19 protein-coding genes are annotated in these 19363 nt (G+C 33.5%); 9 read left to right on the plus strand and 10 right to left on the minus strand.

Annotated elements, in window-relative coordinates; translation table 11 throughout:
* Window positions 1-431 precede the first annotated feature (431 nt).
* The 3 genes from EMN46_RS05295 (at window position 432) to EMN46_RS05305 (ending at window position 2319) form a co-directional block, all read left to right on the plus strand.
* On the plus strand, window positions 432-803 hold the full coding sequence (locus tag EMN46_RS05295; protein WP_195715189.1) for a carboxypeptidase-like regulatory domain-containing protein: 372 nt from the start codon (window positions 432-434) through the stop codon (window positions 801-803).
* A 9-nt stretch (window positions 804-812) separates the two neighbouring features.
* Complete coding sequence (locus EMN46_RS05300) at window positions 813-1280, plus strand: toxin-antitoxin system YwqK family antitoxin (RefSeq protein ID WP_229130281.1); 468 nt, start codon at window positions 813-815, stop codon at window positions 1278-1280.
* 151 nt (window positions 1281-1431) lie between these two features.
* Window positions 1432-2319 carry a hypothetical protein gene (locus tag EMN46_RS05305; RefSeq protein WP_154199642.1) on the plus strand — a complete coding sequence of 296 codons (888 nt, stop codon included), beginning with the start codon at window positions 1432-1434 and terminating at the stop codon, window positions 2317-2319.
* A gap of 82 nt (window positions 2320-2401) precedes the next feature.
* Here the strand turns inward: EMN46_RS05305 and EMN46_RS05310 are convergent, their stop codons facing one another.
* The 4 genes from EMN46_RS05310 to EMN46_RS05325 all read right to left on the minus strand — a co-directional run bounded on the left by EMN46_RS05310 (window position 2402) and on the right by EMN46_RS05325 (window position 4946).
* A complete protein-coding gene (locus tag EMN46_RS05310; RefSeq protein WP_195715190.1) occupies window positions 2402-3106 on the minus strand; it encodes an LrgB family protein in 705 nt (234 codons plus the stop codon).
* Window positions 3106-3441 (minus strand): CidA/LrgA family protein, encoded by a 336-nt coding sequence (locus EMN46_RS05315; protein ID WP_154199644.1) that lies wholly within the window; start codon window positions 3439-3441, stop codon window positions 3106-3108. Before EMN46_RS05315 ends, EMN46_RS05310 begins: the two co-directional genes overlap by 1 nt.
* 105 nt (window positions 3442-3546) lie before the next feature.
* Complete coding sequence (locus EMN46_RS05320) at window positions 3547-4005, minus strand: hypothetical protein (protein ID WP_154199645.1); 459 nt, start codon at window positions 4003-4005, stop codon at window positions 3547-3549.
* A 41-nt stretch (window positions 4006-4046) separates the two neighbouring features.
* On the minus strand, window positions 4047-4946 hold the full coding sequence (locus EMN46_RS05325) for a hypothetical protein (RefSeq protein WP_154199646.1): 900 nt from the start codon (window positions 4944-4946) through the stop codon (window positions 4047-4049).
* A 570-nt stretch (window positions 4947-5516) separates the two neighbouring features.
* On the opposite strand from EMN46_RS05325, the gene EMN46_RS05330 reads away from it, so the two are divergent.
* Both EMN46_RS05330 and gltX read left to right on the plus strand, forming a co-directional pair.
* Window positions 5517-6473 carry an SPOR domain-containing protein gene (locus EMN46_RS05330; RefSeq protein WP_154199647.1) on the plus strand — a complete coding sequence of 319 codons (957 nt, stop codon included), beginning with the start codon at window positions 5517-5519 and terminating at the stop codon, window positions 6471-6473.
* A gap of 206 nt (window positions 6474-6679) precedes the next feature.
* The gene (gltX, locus tag EMN46_RS05335; protein WP_154199648.1) at window positions 6680-8206 is read left to right on the plus strand and encodes a glutamate--tRNA ligase; all 1527 of its coding nucleotides are present in this window, start codon (window positions 6680-6682) and stop codon (window positions 8204-8206) included.
* Between the two features lie 72 nt (window positions 8207-8278).
* Here the strand turns inward: gltX and EMN46_RS05340 are convergent, their stop codons facing one another.
* From EMN46_RS05340 to EMN46_RS05355, 4 genes are all read right to left on the minus strand, one after another.
* The gene (locus EMN46_RS05340; RefSeq protein ID WP_154199649.1) at window positions 8279-8905 is read right to left on the minus strand and encodes a lipoprotein signal peptidase; all 627 of its coding nucleotides are present in this window, start codon (window positions 8903-8905) and stop codon (window positions 8279-8281) included.
* A 165-nt stretch (window positions 8906-9070) separates the two neighbouring features.
* Window positions 9071-9448 carry a TraR/DksA C4-type zinc finger protein gene (locus tag EMN46_RS05345; protein ID WP_154199650.1) on the minus strand — a complete coding sequence of 126 codons (378 nt, stop codon included), beginning with the start codon at window positions 9446-9448 and terminating at the stop codon, window positions 9071-9073.
* 38 nt (window positions 9449-9486) lie between these two features.
* On the minus strand, window positions 9487-12927 hold the full coding sequence (ileS, locus tag EMN46_RS05350; RefSeq protein ID WP_154199651.1) for an isoleucine--tRNA ligase: 3441 nt from the start codon (window positions 12925-12927) through the stop codon (window positions 9487-9489).
* Between the two features lie 390 nt (window positions 12928-13317).
* Window positions 13318-13755: a hypothetical protein gene (locus EMN46_RS05355; RefSeq protein WP_154199652.1), complete on the minus strand. Its 438-nt coding sequence runs from the start codon at window positions 13753-13755 to the stop codon at window positions 13318-13320.
* Between the two features lie 400 nt (window positions 13756-14155).
* Here EMN46_RS05355 and EMN46_RS05360 point away from each other — a divergent pair, with 400 nt between their 5' ends.
* The gene (locus EMN46_RS05360) at window positions 14156-14566 is read left to right on the plus strand and encodes an OsmC family protein (protein WP_154199653.1); all 411 of its coding nucleotides are present in this window, start codon (window positions 14156-14158) and stop codon (window positions 14564-14566) included.
* Window positions 14567-14643: 77 nt separating this feature from the next.
* Window positions 14644-15657 (plus strand): NAD-dependent epimerase/dehydratase family protein, encoded by a 1014-nt coding sequence (locus EMN46_RS05365; RefSeq protein WP_154199654.1) that lies wholly within the window; start codon window positions 14644-14646, stop codon window positions 15655-15657.
* A gap of 58 nt (window positions 15658-15715) precedes the next feature.
* Here the strand turns inward: EMN46_RS05365 and EMN46_RS05370 are convergent, their stop codons facing one another.
* Complete coding sequence (locus EMN46_RS05370) at window positions 15716-16129, minus strand: DM13 domain-containing protein (protein WP_154199655.1); 414 nt, start codon at window positions 16127-16129, stop codon at window positions 15716-15718.
* Window positions 16130-16406: 277 nt separating this feature from the next.
* Here EMN46_RS05370 and EMN46_RS05375 point away from each other — a divergent pair, with 277 nt between their 5' ends.
* Window positions 16407-17948, plus strand: a complete 1542-nt coding sequence (locus EMN46_RS05375) for a YjjI family glycine radical enzyme (protein WP_154199656.1) — start codon at window positions 16407-16409, stop codon at window positions 17946-17948.
* Window positions 17923-18780 (plus strand): YjjW family glycine radical enzyme activase, encoded by an 858-nt coding sequence (locus EMN46_RS05380; protein ID WP_154199657.1) that lies wholly within the window; start codon window positions 17923-17925, stop codon window positions 18778-18780. The genes EMN46_RS05375 and EMN46_RS05380 overlap by 26 nt, the downstream gene beginning before the upstream one ends.
* A gap of 15 nt (window positions 18781-18795) precedes the next feature.
* On the opposite strand, the gene rnhA is transcribed toward EMN46_RS05380, so the two are convergent.
* Entirely contained in the window at window positions 18796-19251 is a 456-nt protein-coding gene (gene rnhA, locus EMN46_RS05385; RefSeq protein ID WP_154199658.1) for a ribonuclease HI, read from the minus strand.
* Between the last annotated feature and the right edge of the window lie 112 nt (window positions 19252-19363).

Below are 19363 nucleotides of genomic sequence, written 5' to 3' on the forward strand. Positions count from 1 at the left end.
AAGCCAAGCTAAATTTCATGTTAATCGACAAGAGAAGAACCAATGCTACGAACATTCTCAACACAAACAAATGCGGCAAATACAGAGACCATATTAATGTAAAGACACTAAAATTATCAATTTAGACATTGCAATGTGATAGATGGATATTTCTTGTTTTTTATCGTTCAAACACGTTGATCAAACTTACTCAAAGAGGTCTGTATTAAGCATGAATAGGGCTTTTATAAAATCAGACCATAAATATGAGTCTCTATTTTTAACCACTTAATAATTACTTAACACATTGGTAAGTTTATTTTAATCAATCTAGATAAGCATTCATTTACTTTTGGTCATGTAAAACAGAGCAAAATAATTACACCCTGTTTTATTAATTAACAATGCTCAATCAAAAAAGCATAGATATATAAACATTAAATTTTAATATGATGAAAAAAATTGTATTCCTTTTTACAGCATTTCTTATTTTAGGATTAACTTCTCAAGCAAAGAATTTAATAACACCTAATGGTGACAAAAATGTAGAATCATCAGAGATAGCTTCATTAAATACGACTAACCTTTCGGGTATCGTTTTAGACAATGAAACAGGAGAAGCTTTAACTGGAGTTGCCATTCATTTTGAAGGTTCGAATGAAATTGTTTACACCGATTTTGATGGTAATTTTGAAATAAACAACATCGTTCCTGGAAACTACAATATCTTATATAACTATATCTCATATAGTGACAATAAGCTAAAAGATGTTAATGTAAACGGACAGAATAATGTCATCCGTTTGGTTCTAAAAAAAGATTAATTTTTACCGATGAAAAAAAGATTTAGCTTAATCCTTTGTTTCCTAATATGCATGATGGCAAATCAGGTATTCTCTCAATCGATAAAGGAAATTGAAGGACTATATTATAGTGTTGATGGTAATTTATATACAGGAACCTATACCGAATTCTACGAAAATGGGAATAAGAGAATTGAGATGAATTTGCTAGAAGGGAAGCGTAATGGAAAAATCACACTCTTCTTCAAAAATGAAATCAAAAAAGAAGTTCGCTCCTATATGAAAGGCTTAATGGATGGTACCTGGGTTACTTGGAACGATGAATCTACTAAAATTGCAGAAGCACGTTATAAGAGAAACAAGAAACATGGTAAATGGTATATTTGGGATGCACAAGGCGTAAAAAGATACGAGATGGAATATAATGAGGGAGAAAAGATTGGTACTTGGCTAATTTGGGACAAAAATGGCAAACTCATAAAAGAACGAAAATTCTAACAATTTTCTATTGTGGGGAGTTTTAGTAGTGCTCCTTAAGTCGCTTAATCGAAAGATTAGGCGATTTTTTTGCAATTTAAAGCATCCTTGTTCGTTTAAACAGTAAAATCCATTAAATTTGGTGTCACCATAAACGATAAAAGTAATTTAAATGAGCACAGATTTGAATACCGAAAAGAAAGACAAGATTTACAAAATCGTATTAATCTCATTGGGAGTTATCCTACTTACCGTATCTATCCTTTTTCTTAAAACATATAGAGAAAATAGACAGTATATATCAGAAATAAAAATTGAAAAAGCTGATCTAGAAATTGAATTAAGAAGCTTATCTCAAAATTACGATTCACTACAAACAAGTAACGATACTTTAAACCAATTACTTGTTACCGAGAAAGATAAAATTGACGAATTATTAGAGAGAATGCGAGTTTTCAGAAATAATTCATATTTCGAAATCAATAAATACAAAAAAGAAGTTGGAACACTTAAAGGTGTACTACGTAGTTATGTGATTCAAATTGATTCTTTAAACAGCAAGAATAAAGAGTTAAATGCTGAAAATATTCGCGTTAAGAAACAAATTTCTTGGGTAAAAGAGCGTAATGACAAATTGGAGAGCACAACTAAAAATATGAAGGAACTCATATCTAAAGCATCAGCTCTAGAGGCTACAGACATTGAATGTTCACCAATAAACAAAAAAGGTAGAACCGTAAAAAAACTATCAAAAACAGTCAAACTTAAAACAAGTTTCAAACTCAGAAAAAATATAACGATTACTCCAGGACTAAAAACAATCTACATTAGAATTGCTCGTCCTGATGAAGTCATTCTAAGTAATTCCGAAGGTTTATTATTCGAATACGAAAACACACAAATGGCATTTTCTGCCAAACGTGATATTGAATTTGAAGGTAATGAACTTGAAGTATCTATTTTTTGGGATAATGACGATAGCCTAATTAAGGGAGAATACACATTAGATTTATTCTCAGAAGGTGTTCATATCGGAAACTCAAGCTTTATTTTAAAATAAGAAATAGAAGCTAAAATAACATAAATGTCCTATCTCTTAAGTATTGAGGTAGGATATTTTTACATCTGCTAACTACAAGGAACTAGTATAAAAGCAGAAGAAGAAATTTAATTACCCAAGGTGCAAAAATAGCCGTAACAACACCATTCAAGGCCATTCCCAATCCACCAAAAGCACTAAAATCAGGACCTCTTTCACTAATACTAGCTGCACCTAAAGCATGTGAAGTTGCTCCCAAGCTTAATCCTACAGATTTGGGATCATTCACACCTATCAAACTCAAGTATGTTTGTCCGAATATGGCTCCCAGTACGCCAACAATAATTACAAAAGCAACCGTTAAGGATGGAATACCTCCCATTTCCTTCGACACTTCAATTGCTATGGGCATCGTAACTGATTTTGGAGCAAGAGATATCATTGTAACTTTTGAAGCTCCAAATAAATAAGCCGTCATAAATACTGAGATAATTCCTGTTAAACTACCAGCTAACATGGATAAAACAATCTTCCTAAAGTCTGCTTTTATTTCTTCTAAGAAACTATACAAAGCATAACCCAATGCAACTACTGACGGTGCTAACCAGAAACTTATAACCTGAGTATTTCGCTCGTAATCTGCATAAGACGTATCTGTAAAGAGTAAAAATAGAATAACAACTGAAACTGTAATTAAAATTGGATTTAAGAGCGGTGATTTGTACCTCTTCTGTAATTTTTTCGAGAGAATAAACACGATCAAAGTTAGGCACACATGAACCAAAGGTGAATTGATAAGTTCTTTCATTAGGATCTTTTTTTCATGATTAAACCAACTACTGTCATGACCAATAAAGCACTCACAACAATGGCAATAGAGATAGGCAACCATTCTTGACTTAAGACATGGTAATGACACATTAAACCAACTCCTGCAGGAATAAAAAACAAAGCCATATTATTCAACAAAAAATCAGCAACTTCTTTAACATCCCTCGTTTTAATCAGCTTAAACTCCAAAGCTACAACAAGTAGAAGCATTCCTATAATACTCCCAGAAAGTGGTAGATGTGTATAAAAAGAAATCAACTCACCCAATAGCCAAAGTCCTAAAAATATGGCAACTTGTTTTATTAAAATCATATACAAAAGTAGTCTTTTCTTATTCTCTCGAACTCATTTAAATAAAAAATCCACCTTACCAGGTGGATTAATGTATCTTTTAAAAAAATATGATTTATAGTATTCCTATTTAAAGAGTGTACGTGAACCAAAAGCACGAAAACCAACTAACATGGAAACGCATCCACTTTCAGTATCTTCGGGATTTTGATTTTGATCTACAATAACTCGAATAATAAACTCATCGGTACTTTCTACCGAAAAATCCCAAGATTTTGTAAACTCCTCATCTTTATTATCATACAATATATTATACTCAACATCTAAAAGTTGGAATCTTAATTTTCCAAGTTGATTTTCTCCTTCAACCAAAACTCTATATTCCTGATCTGCATAAAACGTTAACTGTAACTCAGCCGTTTCCCCTTCAGACAAAACGGTATTATTTAATTGTCCATTAAAAGTATAAGGGCTCAATAAGGGGATACAATTTTTCTTTGTAAACTCATTACACTGAGAAAAGGCAAAACTTGAAATACAAGATAATGCTATAATTAAAGTGATATATCTGTAAATTTTACTCATCCTTAAGATTATTATTTATCATTAAGACTTATTAAACAACTCTACATTTCAGTAATTAATGTTCGAATTCGATCATTAATAGTCTTCACATCTTTCAATATATAAGGAGGCACTTTAAGCTTCACCTTATTTCCAATAACTGTTTTTCCTTTTTTAGAAATCAATTTGGTTTTACCCGATTTTTCCTGTCCAATTTCCTTAAATTTCTCATCCAATTTCCTCAAATCAGGTAATAAATCTTGAACTCTTCTCTCATTGGAAAATTGTTCCATAAGAGCTAATAAATTCTTCACCGAATAGCGCTGTTCAACAATTAACTTGACCATATCGCTTTGAGGATCTTCAGGATTTAAAATATTGGTTGCCAAATAAAGCGTCTCAATCCAACCACCAAAAATAATCAGAGCAGCTGTACTTCCTCGTTTATTTTCCTTTAGATAACTATCGGAATCGGTAAACATTTCAGTAATAATTCTCAATAAAGAATCTTGATTCTGAAGATTCTTCTCAAGGCGTTTAGAAATTTTACGTTCGCCTTCTTCAGGAATACCCAATTCACGAGTGAATTTTTTAACAACAACCAAAAATTTAGCAGCATCTTGATATTGCTCGTATATACGTATATAACTTAAATCTGCGCCATAAACTCCCATATTTAAAGCCTTATCAGCTTGTGTCAAGTAGTTTTCTGAATTCGAACTCGGATTCAACAGATCTGGATGATAAGGTAAATTCATTTTTTGAATAATACCAGTTACCTCAACAGGAGACGGTACATTATAGAAAATACTCTTAACCTTTTTAAAGCTTTGTGTAGAATCAATAACCTCATGCTTCAAATCAGAAGAACTAGCTTTAGGTTTATTTTGACAGGCTTGCGAAGCAACTGAAAGACCTAACAAAATTAAGAAATAAGACAAACGAAAGCTAATTTTAAGCATAGTAGAATGTATTTTTGACTTTTGACAATATTAACTCAATAAAAATAACCCATTTATCTCAATTTTTCAATTCCTGATCAATATATTTTAAGTATTCGTAAAAGAATAACACGTTTTACCTAGCCATATACATGACATCACAGCTAATTTAAGATGTAAATAAAAATACTTACTAAGCATCACAGTTCACAATAAATCAATTTAAACATATCGTAATTAGATTAAGATTTGATAATTATTTTCATTTCAGAAACCCATTTTATTCAATCTTTAATAGCTGATAATTGACTCAAAAAAAATTAAAACACTAAACCCTATATATTAAAGACACTAAACATAACAATACAAATATTCATGCATACACTAAAAATAAACATCTTTCTACTTGATTATATAACTCTTCATTTACTACAGAATCGGCATTAAAAAATAAAAAAAGCGACATTATTGTTTTTGTTCATAATAATATCAAAAAAACTTTCACTTTTTTACTTTTGATTACTAAGCTTTTAGTATATTTCTGCTGCTAATCAATTTTAATTAGAAGCTAGAATTTTTATCTTTGTTTATATGCTAGAAATATCAAGATATATTAAGGATTTATTATTCATTCACGACTGTGTGATTCTTCCTGGTTTAGGTGGCTTTGTGGCTAACTATACTCCAGCTGAAGAAAATCCACTAACGAATGAAATGCTTCCTCCATCAAAAGCTGTTAGTTTCAACCGAAACCTAAAACAGAACGATGGCTTGCTTATTAACTGTTTATCTGAGTCAGAAAAATTAACTTATACTGAAGCAGAAAGAGCTGTTGAGCTTTATATTGAAGATATTACCGTTCGCTTACGCAGAAGAGAAAAATTTATTTTCGATGGACTTGGCGATTTGTTTTACAACAAACGTCATAAATTACAATTTGAACCTGCTAAAAACATCAATTTTCTAGCCGACCTTTTTGGCATGGAAAGTTTTGAGCTACCAGATCTAATCATTCCTGACACGACACAAATTCGATCTTTAATTATTAAGGAAAATTTTTGGAATCGCTTTACGCTTAAGCATAAACTTTATGCAGCAGTTACTATTCCTTTCCTTTTAGGATTAGCTCTAATTCCTGTGAACCTTAATAATCATCAACATCAGTCTAAAGCTTCATTTAGTATGATGGAGAATACTCCTGATGTTCTAAAAACGAAATCGGCAAAACTTAATAATAAAATTTCACCTGCAAACGAATTGGTAAGCTTTGAACCTAGAATTATCTATGCTAAACCTAAGGCTGAAATTAAAGATAAAACAATAAAAGGAAAATATTACCTCATAGCTGGAAGCTTTGCAAATATCGAAAATGCTCAAATTCTAAAAACAGTCATTGAGGCCAATTCATATCCGGCTAAAATTATTAAGAATAAAAATCTATTTGCAGTTGCTTTAAACAAGTTTAACTCAAAACAAGAAGCTGATCGTTTCCGTAAAAAAGTATTACAGAAAAACCCCAATGCATCTTGTTGGGTTCTACAAAAATAAAACACATCTCGATTAAAATATTTTAAAGAGTTTCCATAGTTGGAGACTCTTTTTTATTTCCATAAAATACGATCTCATAAATTTCTTTAAACAAAAGCTCCTAGTATAGGAAAAGCAAAGACAGATGAAACAATAATTATTATCTTTGTCGAAATATAAATTATTATCCCTGAAATTCAGGAATTAAAATACTTAAGGATAAAATCATGAGCGATAATAAAGTCAGAGTTCGATTTGCCCCTAGTCCAACAGGACCATTACATATGGGAGGTGTGAGAACAGCGCTTTTCAATTATTTATTTGCCCGCAAAAACGGTGGAAAATTCCTATTGCGTATAGAAGATACAGACCAGACACGCTATGTGCCAGGTGCTGAAGATTACATTGCTGAAGCCCTAAATTGGTGTGGTATTAAGATTGATGAAGGCGTAACAGTAGGTGGAGAATATGGTCCTTACCGACAATCGGAAAGAAAACCAATGTATCGCGAATATGCTGAGAAATTAGTTGCCTCTGGAGATGCTTATTATGCTTTCGATACAGCAGAAGAGTTGGATGCTATGCGTCATAAATATGAGGCTGAAAAGAAAACCTTTACATACAATTCTGACACTCGCGAAACCTTAAATAATTCATTGGCTCTAAGTGCTGATGAAGTTCAAGCTAAAATTGAGGCAGGAACACCATATGTTGTTCGTTTTAAAATGCCTGTGAACGAAGAATTACACCTTCATGATGAGATTAGAAAACATGTCGTGTTCAACACATCTGCACTCGACGATAAGGTTCTTTTCAAATCAGATGGCATGCCTACTTACCATTTGGCAAATGTTGTAGATGACTATTTGATGAAAATATCTCACGTCATTCGTGGAGAAGAATGGTTACCATCGATGCCACTTCACGTATTATTATACAGAAAATTAGGCTGGGAAGCACAAATGCCAAAATTTGCTCACCTTCCTTTAATTCTTAAACCTGTAGGAAAAGGTAAGCTTAGCAAACGTGATGGAGATAAACTAGGATTCCCTGTTTTCCCATTACTATGGACAGATCCTAAAACTCAAGATATTTCTTCGGGATACCGTGAGGATGGTTATTTCCCAGAAGCATTTATAAACATGCTTGCCCTTTTAGGTTGGAATCCTGGAACTGAGCAAGAGATTTTTTCTATCGAAGAATTATCTGAAATTTTCTCATTAGAGAGAGTTGGAAAATCAGGTTCTAAATTCGATCCAGAAAAAACAAAATGGTTCAATCATCAATATCTAAAAACTAAATCGGATGAAGAGATTGGCCAGCTTTTCAACAGAGAAGTTCTTGTAAAAAAAGATATTGAAGCTGATGCAGACAAAATAAGTCGAATTTGTGGAATGGTTAAAGAGCGTGTTAACTTTGTCTCTGAAATATGGGATCAAGTGAATTTCTTTTTTGAAACACCCAAGGAATTTGATGCAAAAACAACTAAGAAAGCTTGGAAAGCTGATGCTCCCGAGTTAATGCAAGAGCTTAAAGGTATTTTAAGCAATATATCAGATTTCTCATCAGCAAACACAGAAGAAATCGTTAAAGAGTGGATTACAGCCAAAGAAATTGGATTTGGTAAAGTAATGAACCCATTCCGTTTGGCAATGGTAGGTGCTGGTAAAGGCCCACACATATTCGATATTATTGATATATTGGGTAAGGAAGAAACTTTATCTCGTATCGATTTTGCTTGTGAGACTCTATAAACAGAATTAACTAGATACAAAAATAGCCTTGGAAGAAGTTCCAAGGCTATTTTTATATCTAATAAAGAGAAATTACTCTTTCGTTTTTTTTGATGTTTCGTCTACAAAATACTTTCTCTGAAAAAGTAATATAAAAGCTACCCCAATTGTAATATATGAATCAGCTAGGTTAAAAACAGGTCGAAAAAACACAAAATGTTCACCTCCCCAACCAGGAACCCAAGATGGAAAATTACCATCAATCAAAGGAAAATAGAGCATATCTACAACCTTACCATGAAGGAATGATGAATAAACGCCTCCATCAGGTAAAAAACTTGCCACTTGATAATAACTATCGTTAAAAACCATACCGTAAAAAGCTGAATCGAGAATATTACCCATAGCTCCAGCAAAGATTAATGCAATAGAAAAAATCAAGCCTTTGGGTGCTTTCTTTTTACAAATATCTATTAGATACCAACCTATCCCACAAATAGCAATAATTCGAAAAAGGCTGAGTAAAATCTTTCCCCACTTACCTTCCAACTCCATACCGAATGCCATTCCATTATTCTCGATAAAGTATATTTTGAACCAATCACCAAATATTGGAATATCTTCTCCAAGCATCAGGTGAGTTTTAATCCAAACTTTTAAAACCTGATCGAGTATTAAAAATACAACAATAAGGAGTGCAGACTTTTTTATTAAGGACATACTATTGTTTTAATATTAGAATTTAGCGTAATAAATCGCCAAAAAATATATTTAACTCCCAATACTATATTGAAATTTTGTTTAGTAACTAAGAGTTCCCGAATATAAACAAGAATGATTGGAAGACTTATCTCCCAATCATTTTCTATAAGCTTTATTTTTATTTTAAAGTTGTTTGTTCTTCGCATCAATGCTAAGCGTAGCATGAGGAACAGCGCGCAATCTTTCTTTAGAAATCAAATTTCCAGTCTCACGACAGATACCATAGTTCTTATTTTTAACTCGGACTAAAGCAGATTCCAAATGACCAATGAATTTAGACTGACGCTGTGCCAATCTTCCAGCCTCTTCTTTCGATAAAGTTGAAGCTCCCTCTTCCAAAACTTTAAAAGTTGGCGAAGTATCTTCAGTATCGTTTCCAGTGCTATTAGAAATAACAGCTTTCAAGGTTTCGTAATCTTTTTTAGCTTTTGCAAGTTTTTGAGTAATTAACACTTTGAATTCCTCTAACTCTTCATCGGTATATCGTTTTTTTTCAGTCATAGATTTTAGATTTGATTCTAAAGATAACAAAAAAAGTATTACACACTAAGTTTTTTAATTCGAATATAAGTTTCGATTCCAGCCTCTATTTCTACAGCTTTCGCGTCCTCTCCATCGATTTTTTCAACCAAACTTACTGTTTCAGCAAGCGTTTGACTTCCAATGTAATCTTTGTGAGTTAAAACAGCAGCATTTATCTCATCGTGCATCGCAATTTCTAAGGCAATTTTATCAGTAACATCAAAACCACTATCCTTACGTAAATTTTGAATTCTATTGATAAATTCACGAGCGATACCTTCTTCACGTAATTCTTTAGTTACGTTAACATCAAGAGCAACAGTAAGCTTACCTTCATTGGCAACTAACCATCCTGGTATGTCTTCTGAAATAATCTCAACGTCTTGAAGAGTAAGAACAACATTCTGATCATTCACAACAATAGTAAATTCAGATTCTTTCTCGAATACAACGATGTCCTCTTGAGTCATTTTAGCAATTACACCAGCAATTTGCTTCATGATTTTACCATGCTTAGGTCCAAGCGTCTTAAAGTTTGGTTTAATCTTCTTGATTAATACACCTGAAGTATCAGTAATGAATTCCATTTCTTTCACATTAATTTCAGAAAGAATGATGCCTTTAACAGCTTCCAACTGAGGAATTATAGTTTCGTCTAGAATTGGAATCATAATTTTACTTAATGGCTGACGTACACGGATTTTCACCTTACGACGAAGTCCTAATACCATAGAAGAAATCTTCTGAGCCATATCTTGTCTTTCCTCAAGCGCTTTATCAATAATAGACTCGTCTACTACAGGAAAATCAATTAGGTGTACCGAATTCTCAGTATAATGCTTAGTCACTGAATTCAAGTCTAAGAATAGACGATCCATAAAGAATGGTGCAATTGGAGATCCAAGAATAGAAATCGTCTCAAGACACTTATAAAGTGTTTGATAAGCCGAAATCTTATCTGTATCGTACTCTCCACCCCAATATCTCTTACGACATAAACGAACATACCAGTTAGATAGATTTTCGTTTACAAAATCCTGAATAGCACGACCAGCGCGAGTTGGCTCGTAAGACTCGTAACATGCTTCAACTTCTTTTACCAATGAGTTAAGAAGAGAAAGAATCCAACAATCAATTTCAGGACGTTGCTCCATTGGCACATCAGCTTCTGAATATGTAAATCCATCAACATTAGCATACAATTGGAAGAAACTATACGTATTATAAAGTGTTCCAAAGAATTTACGACGAACTTCTTCAATACCGCTTAAATCAAATTTCAAGTTATCCCATGGCTGAGCATTGGTAATCATATACCAACGTAATGGGTCAGAACCAAATTTTTCTATCGTTTCAAAAGGATCAGCAGCATTACCAAGACGCTTAGACATTTTATTGCCTTTAGCATCTAGTACTAAACCATTGGAAATAATATTCTCGAAAGCAACACTATCGAAACACATGGTTGCAATGGCATGTAGTGTAAAGAACCATCCACGAGTTTGGTCTACACCCTCAGCAATAAACTGAGCAGGGAATTTTTTATCGAAATCCTCTTTGTTCTCAAATGGATAATGTTGCTGTGCATATGGCATTGCTCCAGAATCGAACCACACATCGATAAGGTCAAGTTCACGGAATAATTTTTGTCCCGTTTCACTTACCAATACGATATCGTCAACATACGGACGGTGAAGATCAAACTTCTCGTAATTCTCTTTCGAGTTATCACCTTCTACATATTTCTCAAGCATGTTTTCGCTCATGTATCCTTTTTCGATTGACTTAACAATCTCGCCCTTAAGCTCAGGTACAGAACCAATACATTTCATTTCTTTACGATCTTCGCTTACCCATATAGGTAGTGGCGTTCCCCAGTAACGAGAACGAGAAAGGTTCCAGTCTTGTAAGTTTTCCAACCATTTTCCAAAACGACCTTCACCAGTTGATTTTGGTTTCCAGTTAATTGTTTTGTTGAGTTCGATCATACGATCGCGAACTTTGGTTGTTTCGATAAACCATGAATCCAAAGGATAATATAAAATAGGCTTATCAGTTCTCCAACAATGTGGGTAGTTGTGAACATGCTTCTCTACCTTAAATGCCTGACTTGCTTTTTTCAATTCAACAGCAATATCAACATCCAAAGTCGCATCCTTATCAGTTAAGTTGCTATCAAAAGCATTCTTCACGAAACGACCTGCATATGGAGCATAAAGTTCAACATTTACATTGTTCTTTACGAATTCTTCATCAAGGTCTTCAATTTTAAAGAACTTACCAGTACGGTCAACCATTGGTTGCATTTTACCTTCCTTATCGCGGAAAATAAGTGGCGAAATGCCAGCAGTCTTCGCTACCCTATCATCATCAGCACCAAAAGTAGGAGCAATATGAACGATACCTGTACCATCTTCAATGGTAACAAAATCGGCTAAAATTACACGGAAAGCATCACCTTCAGGTTTCACCCAAGGCATTAACTGCTCGTATTTTACACCTTCAAGATCAGTACCTACACATTCTGAAAGTAACTTATATGGTATTTTCTTGTCTCCAAGTTTATAGTCGCTTAATTCTAAATCTTCAAGTTTTGCATCGAAGAAATTATTAAAAAGAGGTTTAGCAAGAACCACAACACAATCTTTACCTGTGTATGGGTTAAAAGTACGAACACGTACATATTTGATCTTTCCTCCAACAGCTAAAGCTGTATTCGATGGCAAAGTCCAAGGCGTTGTTGTCCAAGCCATGAAATAAGCATCACAGTCGATTCCCTCGAAAAGGAAGTTACTTTTCTCGTTTTTCTCAATTTTAAATAGACCAACAGCCGTTGTATCTTTAACATCCTTATAGCAACCTGGTTGATTCAACTCGTGAGTTGATAATCCTGTTCCTGCTGCAGGAGAAAATGGCTGAATTGTATAACCTTTATACAAGAATCCTTTTTCGAATAATTGCTTAAGCAACCACCACAAAGACTCAATATAACGGTTATCGTAAGTAATATATGGCTCATCCATATTTACCCAATATCCCATTTTAGAAGTCAAATCTTCCCACTCACGTGTATATTTCATCACGTTAGTTCTACAAGCGTTGTTATAATCGTCAACAGAAATTTTCTTACCAATATCCTCTTTAGTAATACCTAATTCCTTCTCAACACCCAACTCAACTGGAAGTCCGTGTGTATCCCAACCTGCTTTACGGTCTACTTTGAAACCCTTAAGCGTCTTATAACGACATACAATATCTTTAAGCGTACGGGCCATTACGTGGTGAATACCAGGCATACCATTTGCTGATGGGGGTCCCTCATAGAATACGAAAGATGGATTTCCTTCACGAGTCTCTAAACTCTTATCGAAAGTTTTGTTTTCTTCCCATTCTTTTAAGATATCTTTATTAATCTGTGAAAGATCTAAATTCTTGTAATCTGGAAATTTTGTGCTCATATTTTTGTTTTGATACTTGACAATTTATACCGTTAACCAACGGACTTTAAAAGGGTGTAAACAACTGAAACAATTCAAATTACACCAATCAAAAATTGTGGCGTAAACTAGATGGTTATCAATTAGAATACAATTCTTCTACTCAAAAGTTCACAAATATAGAAAAAATACAAGACATGATAACGATACAAGACACTTAATCAAAGGAATATGAGTGCACTAATTAGCTTTGAAATAAACAAATATTAAGCTCAAAAGGAAAATAACTTATAATTCGAAATAAGATAAACAGTTTAACTTCCTATTTGAACATTGATAGATGCAAAATACCCCAAACAATTCTTGCTTAGGATATCATTTAACTGAATGTTAATCTATATTATTCGGAATTCAATCCGCAGATTTTTTTTTCTTATCTAGTAAACCAAACAATTTAGCGATAAGAAAAATAACTACCATAAATAGGGTGGTTTGTATAATTTCAGGCCATTCTTTATCCTGCTCTAGAATTAAATCTAATACTTTATATGTTGCAATAAAACAAATGAAGACTATTAATGTAAATAGAATATTTTCCCTCAATTTACTCACTCCAATATTCTTCCAAAATAGAGATATTAAATTAATATCATTTAATTGTTTTTTTTTATTTGAAACCTTAAACAGTTTTAAAATAAACAAAAGTAGAGTAGCTATCCCACCTTGAATCAAAACGAATGTCCACGATTTTTCATCTTCAAACAAAAAATAATAGCTAATTTTCATAAAAACAGTCATAATTGTAAACACAACAATGACAAACAAGATGTTTTCTTTTAGTTTATTCATGATCATATATTTATTAAATTAGATTATTACATATTCTCATCAGATTGTTTCTTCTTATCTGAAAATCCAAATATTTTAGCGATTAGTAGAACAAATGCTATAATTTTAGAAATTCAATTTTAAAGTCTTTTTCTATGTAACATCAACTAAGTTGCATTTGTTGCATGAATCTAGATAGTTTAAAAGATTAATAATATTTTATTTGTTGATTAATACAACTATAACAAGAAGACTTTAAAAAGTGGTGACAACAGATCAATTTATTTTCACAAAAAAAATACAATTGGCAACAAAAATATTCTAAACTATGATGATTTATCTCTTGCTATACTGAGCTCTAAGAGGTTTTTATATCTTTGTAAACAACTTATAACAAACAATAACGATTAATTTTAATATTATGACAACAGTAAAAACAACCTACTTAGGCGATTTAAGAACTGAAAACATTCACTTACAATCAGGAAATAAAATATATACCGATGCGCCTATTGATAACCAAGGTAAAGGTGAAGCATTTTCACCTACCGATTTAATGGCAACTTCATTTGGATCGTGTATTATGACCATTATGGGAATAGTGGCTCGTGATAATAATATTGATATTGTTGGTACAGAGCTAAACATCACAAAAATAATGGCTGCCGATCCTCGTCGTGTTTCCGAAATAGTTGCTGAATTTGTATTCCCAAACAAGCCATATACTGATGAAGAAAAGAAAATTATTGAATCAGTAGCTGGAACAAGTCCTGTACCCTTGAGTGTTAATGCAAATATGACACAAAACATTAAATTGGTTTGGCAACAATAATAGCTTTTTGTAGATTGAAGCCCTATAAATAAAGAATAGGGCTCACATTTCTTCAAACATCTTGCAATTTAACCACTATGATTCTAGTTACAGGAGGTACCGGCTTGGTCGGTTCACATTTACTTTTCGATTTAGTTAAAAAAGGCGTTCCAGTTCGTGCTTTAAAAAGAGAAAACAGCTCTTTGCAGGATATACGTGATTGCTTTGCATACTATTCCGATTCGGCAGATGAACTCTTTGATAAAATTGAATGGGTAAATGGTGATATGCTTGATCCTGATTCTTTGGATGAAGCCCTTAAAGGGATTTCGAATGTCTTCCATTGTGCAGGTCTCGTTTCTTTTAAGAAAGCGGACAAAAAACGCATGAAGAATATCAATGTGGAGGGAACTCGAAATATTGTTGATGCTAGCCTTAATGCTAAGATTAAGAAATTCTGTTTTATAAGTTCCATTTCTGCTCTAGGTTCTTCTGAAGACCCTGGAGATACCGTTACAGAAACAACACCTTGGAGTCCTGAAGATAAACGATCAGATTATTCTAAAAGTAAATTTAATTCGGAGCTCGAAGTTTGGCGAGGCATAGAAGAAGGTCTTGATGCTGTAATTGTGAATCCATCTATTATTCTGGGACCTGGTCATTGGCATAAAGGATCATCTCTTCTATTAACGACTGTGGCTAAGGGTGTAAAATATTTCACCCGTGGAATTACAGGTTATGTTGATGTGAGAGATGTAAGCAAGGCAATGATTCAGCTGATGGACTCCGATATTAAAAACGACCGTTTTCTTCTTAATTCTGAAAACTGTAGTTACGAATTCATCTTCAAAAGTATAGCTAGAGCCTTAAATTTACCTGAACCATACAAATATGCTTCTCCACGATTAACAGAAATAGCTTGGCGATTGGCTTACCTCAAAACAATATTCCTTTTTAAAGAATCTAGTTTCACACGTTCAACTGCTAGATCTTCTCATAATTGCACATACTTTTCTAGTCAGAAAATTAAGGATACATTAAACTTTGAATTTATAAGTGTGGAAGATTGTATCAAGAATATGGCAAAACATTATCCTTTGAATAATATCTGATACTAAAAAAGCCAGATCAAATGATCTGACTTCATATACTTATACTCAATAAAAAAAACTATTTCAATTCTGCATGTCCAAAGCTGACTGAAAAGTCGACACACCAAATAAGCACATACTTATATTTGGTTAAGTCTGTTCCCGATGGAATACTATATTCAAAATCACCTTCTATACCTTTCAAATCTCCCAAGCTCACGTATTCTGAAGCTGCTTTGTCAGTTGACAAATAAACTTCTAACAAAGGACCATTATCTGTTTTAAAATCCGTGAATATGAGGAGTGTTTCATCTTCATTAAGGCTAGCTGTTCCTGTAGTTTCATGAGCATCTGAAACAAAGTTATCTTCTGTAGCTTCCTCACCCAATTTCATCTCCATTTCAAGAGTTTCTTCAAGCTCATCCATTTTATCATCCTCACTTGAGCATGAAACTGCAAGAATAAGGATCAATATCATATACCAATTTTTCATATTTCTATATATTAAGACTTAAAGGTCTTAAATTAGTTAGATTTACTTAAAGACACAAATTTAACTCTCTTTTTAACAAGTCATTAAGAACATGAATGTTGTTTTAGGAGGCTGTTAATCTGATAGCATGTAGAAAGAACAACTCTATATAGAAACAATATCTTCCAACGAAATTATCTTTTAATGTAATGATTTGATGTGTAGAAGGTTTGCAGCTAAAGTCTTTTGACTATTTTTGTAAACTAGATTAAAGAGGAAGAACAGAATAAGAGACGTTATGGAAGATATTAAGAATAGAGTTAGAGAAGTTTTAACTGATGGCTGTTTAGATTACAAACAGAAGAAACATAACTTAGCCTATATTGCTGAAAGCACACAAGCTTACCCTAAAGTATCGGATGAAGCCATGGAAGCCTTAGCTGATAAAAAGATTTGTGACTTGTTTGAAGGTTCTGCACCTTATCGTCCACGCTACATACTTCCTGATTATAAATTGGCTCTTAAAAAAGGTATTAAATACCTTGAACTCGATCCTCCAACTGATTTCGACGAAGCCATTAACTTTCTATCGATTCTCTATAGCTACGTTCCGTCAATAACTGGTTACTCGGTTTATTTGGGAAATATAGATCAACTACTACTTCCATTTGTTGCAGATCTTTCTGAGGAATCAATCTATAAAAAGCTGAAACTATTTTGGCGTTATATCGACAGAACCTTGCCCGATGCTTTTGTACACATCAACATTGGTCCTGAGGACAATATTATTGCTAGAGCCGTATTGAAAGTAGAGCGAGAAGTAAAACAAGTCGTACCCAACTTAACTTTAAAGTACGATACCGAAAAAACATCAGATGCACTCCTAAACGATGCTATAAAAACTGTATTTGAAGTTGCTAAGCCACATATTGCCAATCACAATATGATTACTACTGATTTTAAGGGAGAATATGGCGTTGTAAGTTGTTACAATTCGTTGCCCGAAGGTGGAGGTTCACACACCTTAATTCGTTTGAATCTGAAGAAAATCACAGATCAGCACTCAGGTAATACAGATGCTTTTTTCGCTGAAACATTGCCGAAATATTGCGAGATGACTTTAGATATTATCGAAGCAAGAATAAAATATTTGGTTGAGACTGTGAAATACTTTGAGACCGATTTCTTAGCTCAAGAAGGCATTATTAAGTTGGAGAATTTCTCAGCCATGTTTGGCTTTTACGGACTCGCTGAATGTGTAAATACTTTAATGAAAAATGAAGGTCATGATTTTACTTACGGACATAGCGAAGAAGCCAATCAATTAGGACATCGTATTGTTGAAGAGATGAAACAACATGTTGATGCTAGACCATTACCCTACTGCGAAGCCAATAATGGCAGAGCTTTCATCCATTCACAATCTGGTATTGATATTGATGTGGAAGAAACAGCTGGAGCTCGTATTCCAATCGGGGAAGAACCTGATATTTATTCACACATAAACGCCGTTGCACCTCATCATCATTTAATAAATGGTGGCATTAGCGATATTTTCCATTTCGACGATACAGTTAAGAGAAACCCTCAGGCTGTTCTCGATATTATTAAAGGCGCTTTTAAAAAAGGCATGAGAATGTTCACTTTCAACATAGCGAATAGTGAATTTATTCGAGTAACCGGTTACCTAGTTCGCCGTAGCGATTTAAAAGAATTTCGTGAAGAAGGTTCAAGATATGGTAGCACCTCATTTGCTGCCAACTCAATGGATAATAAGAATGTTGATAAACGAATAGCTAAAAGAGTCAACTCAAATGAACGCACTGCAAGCCAATATTAGTGGTATCATCAAATCGAGTGTGATTGACGGTCCTGGCAACAGAATGGTCATATTCTTTCAGGCTTGTAACCTCAATTGCATGTATTGCCACAATTCACATACCATTGGTTTGTGTAATTTATGTGGTGTATGTGTTCAAGCCTGTCCAACACAAAGTTTGAAGATTGATACGGCCAATAAACGCATTATTCACGATACAGAAACTTGTGTTCATTGTGATACATGTATAAAGGTTTGCCCCGAAAACAGCAGCCCATTCTATAAAAAAATGTCCGTTGAAAACTTGATATCTGAAATATTAGAAGTCAAAGATTTTATATCGGGTATAACCGTTTCAGGTGGTGAAGTTATGCTTCAAGCTGATTTTTTAGTTGAGTTCTTTACAGCCATAAGAAAGTATCCTGAACTCAAGCATTTATCGATTCTAGTGGATTCTAACGGAAATGTAGGTTTAGACAAATGGGATAAAATTCTCGATTTAACCGATGGCTTCATGATCGATATAAAAGCCTATTCGCCTCAAATTCACAAGCAGATAACTGGCTTTTCCAACGAGAAAATTCTAGATTCAATTCAATATCTAGACAAAAAAGGCAAGCTCGATGAATTACGCCTTGTTCTTGTTCCCGATTATAATAATGGAGAAGATGAGATTAATAAGATTTCGACCCTAATAAATAAACTATCACCTGAGGTTCGAAAGGTTCTTATTAAGATGAGAAAACATGGCATTAGAAAAAAATATACCTCACTAAAAGAACCTAACCCTGAAGAAATAAGGAAGGTTCAAAATCGGTTTAAAGAGGCTGTAATATCTGTTTTCACTATTTAATTTGAAAACTAACAATTAGGCTTTGTACCCTACATCATCGGGTAAGTTAGGCTTTTGAGAAGCCACAACTGCAAGTTCATCGGCAAGTTCGTTCCCAGGAATATTGGCATGTCCTTTTACCCAAACGAATTTCACTTGATGTTTGCGATATATTTTTAAAAATCGCATCCACAGGTCTGGATTCTTTTTATCCTTAAATCGCTTTTTCTCCCAACCTAAAACCCATTTTTTCTCAACAGAATCGACCACATATTTTGAATCAGAATATATCGTCACCTCGCAACTCTCTTCTTTAAGCGCCTCTAGTCCAACTATTACAGCCAAAAGCTCCATACGATTATTGGTTGTTCGTTTATATCCTTCAGCCAAAGTTTTACGATGTTTCCCCGAAATGAGAACTGTACCATAACCTCCAGGTCCTGGGTTTCCGCTACAAGCGCCATCGGTATACATGGTTATTTTTCTTGCCATTTTCAGTTTAATTTGTTTTAGGATATAAAATAATAATCAGCCCAAATTTAGTTGATATTAAGATAACAAAAAAGGATGCTTGACCAATCAAGCATCCTTTTGTTTTAAATCA

The organism is Ancylomarina sp. 16SWW S1-10-2 (assembly GCF_009669305.1).
Lineage (GTDB): Bacteria > Bacteroidota > Bacteroidia > Bacteroidales > Marinifilaceae > Ancylomarina.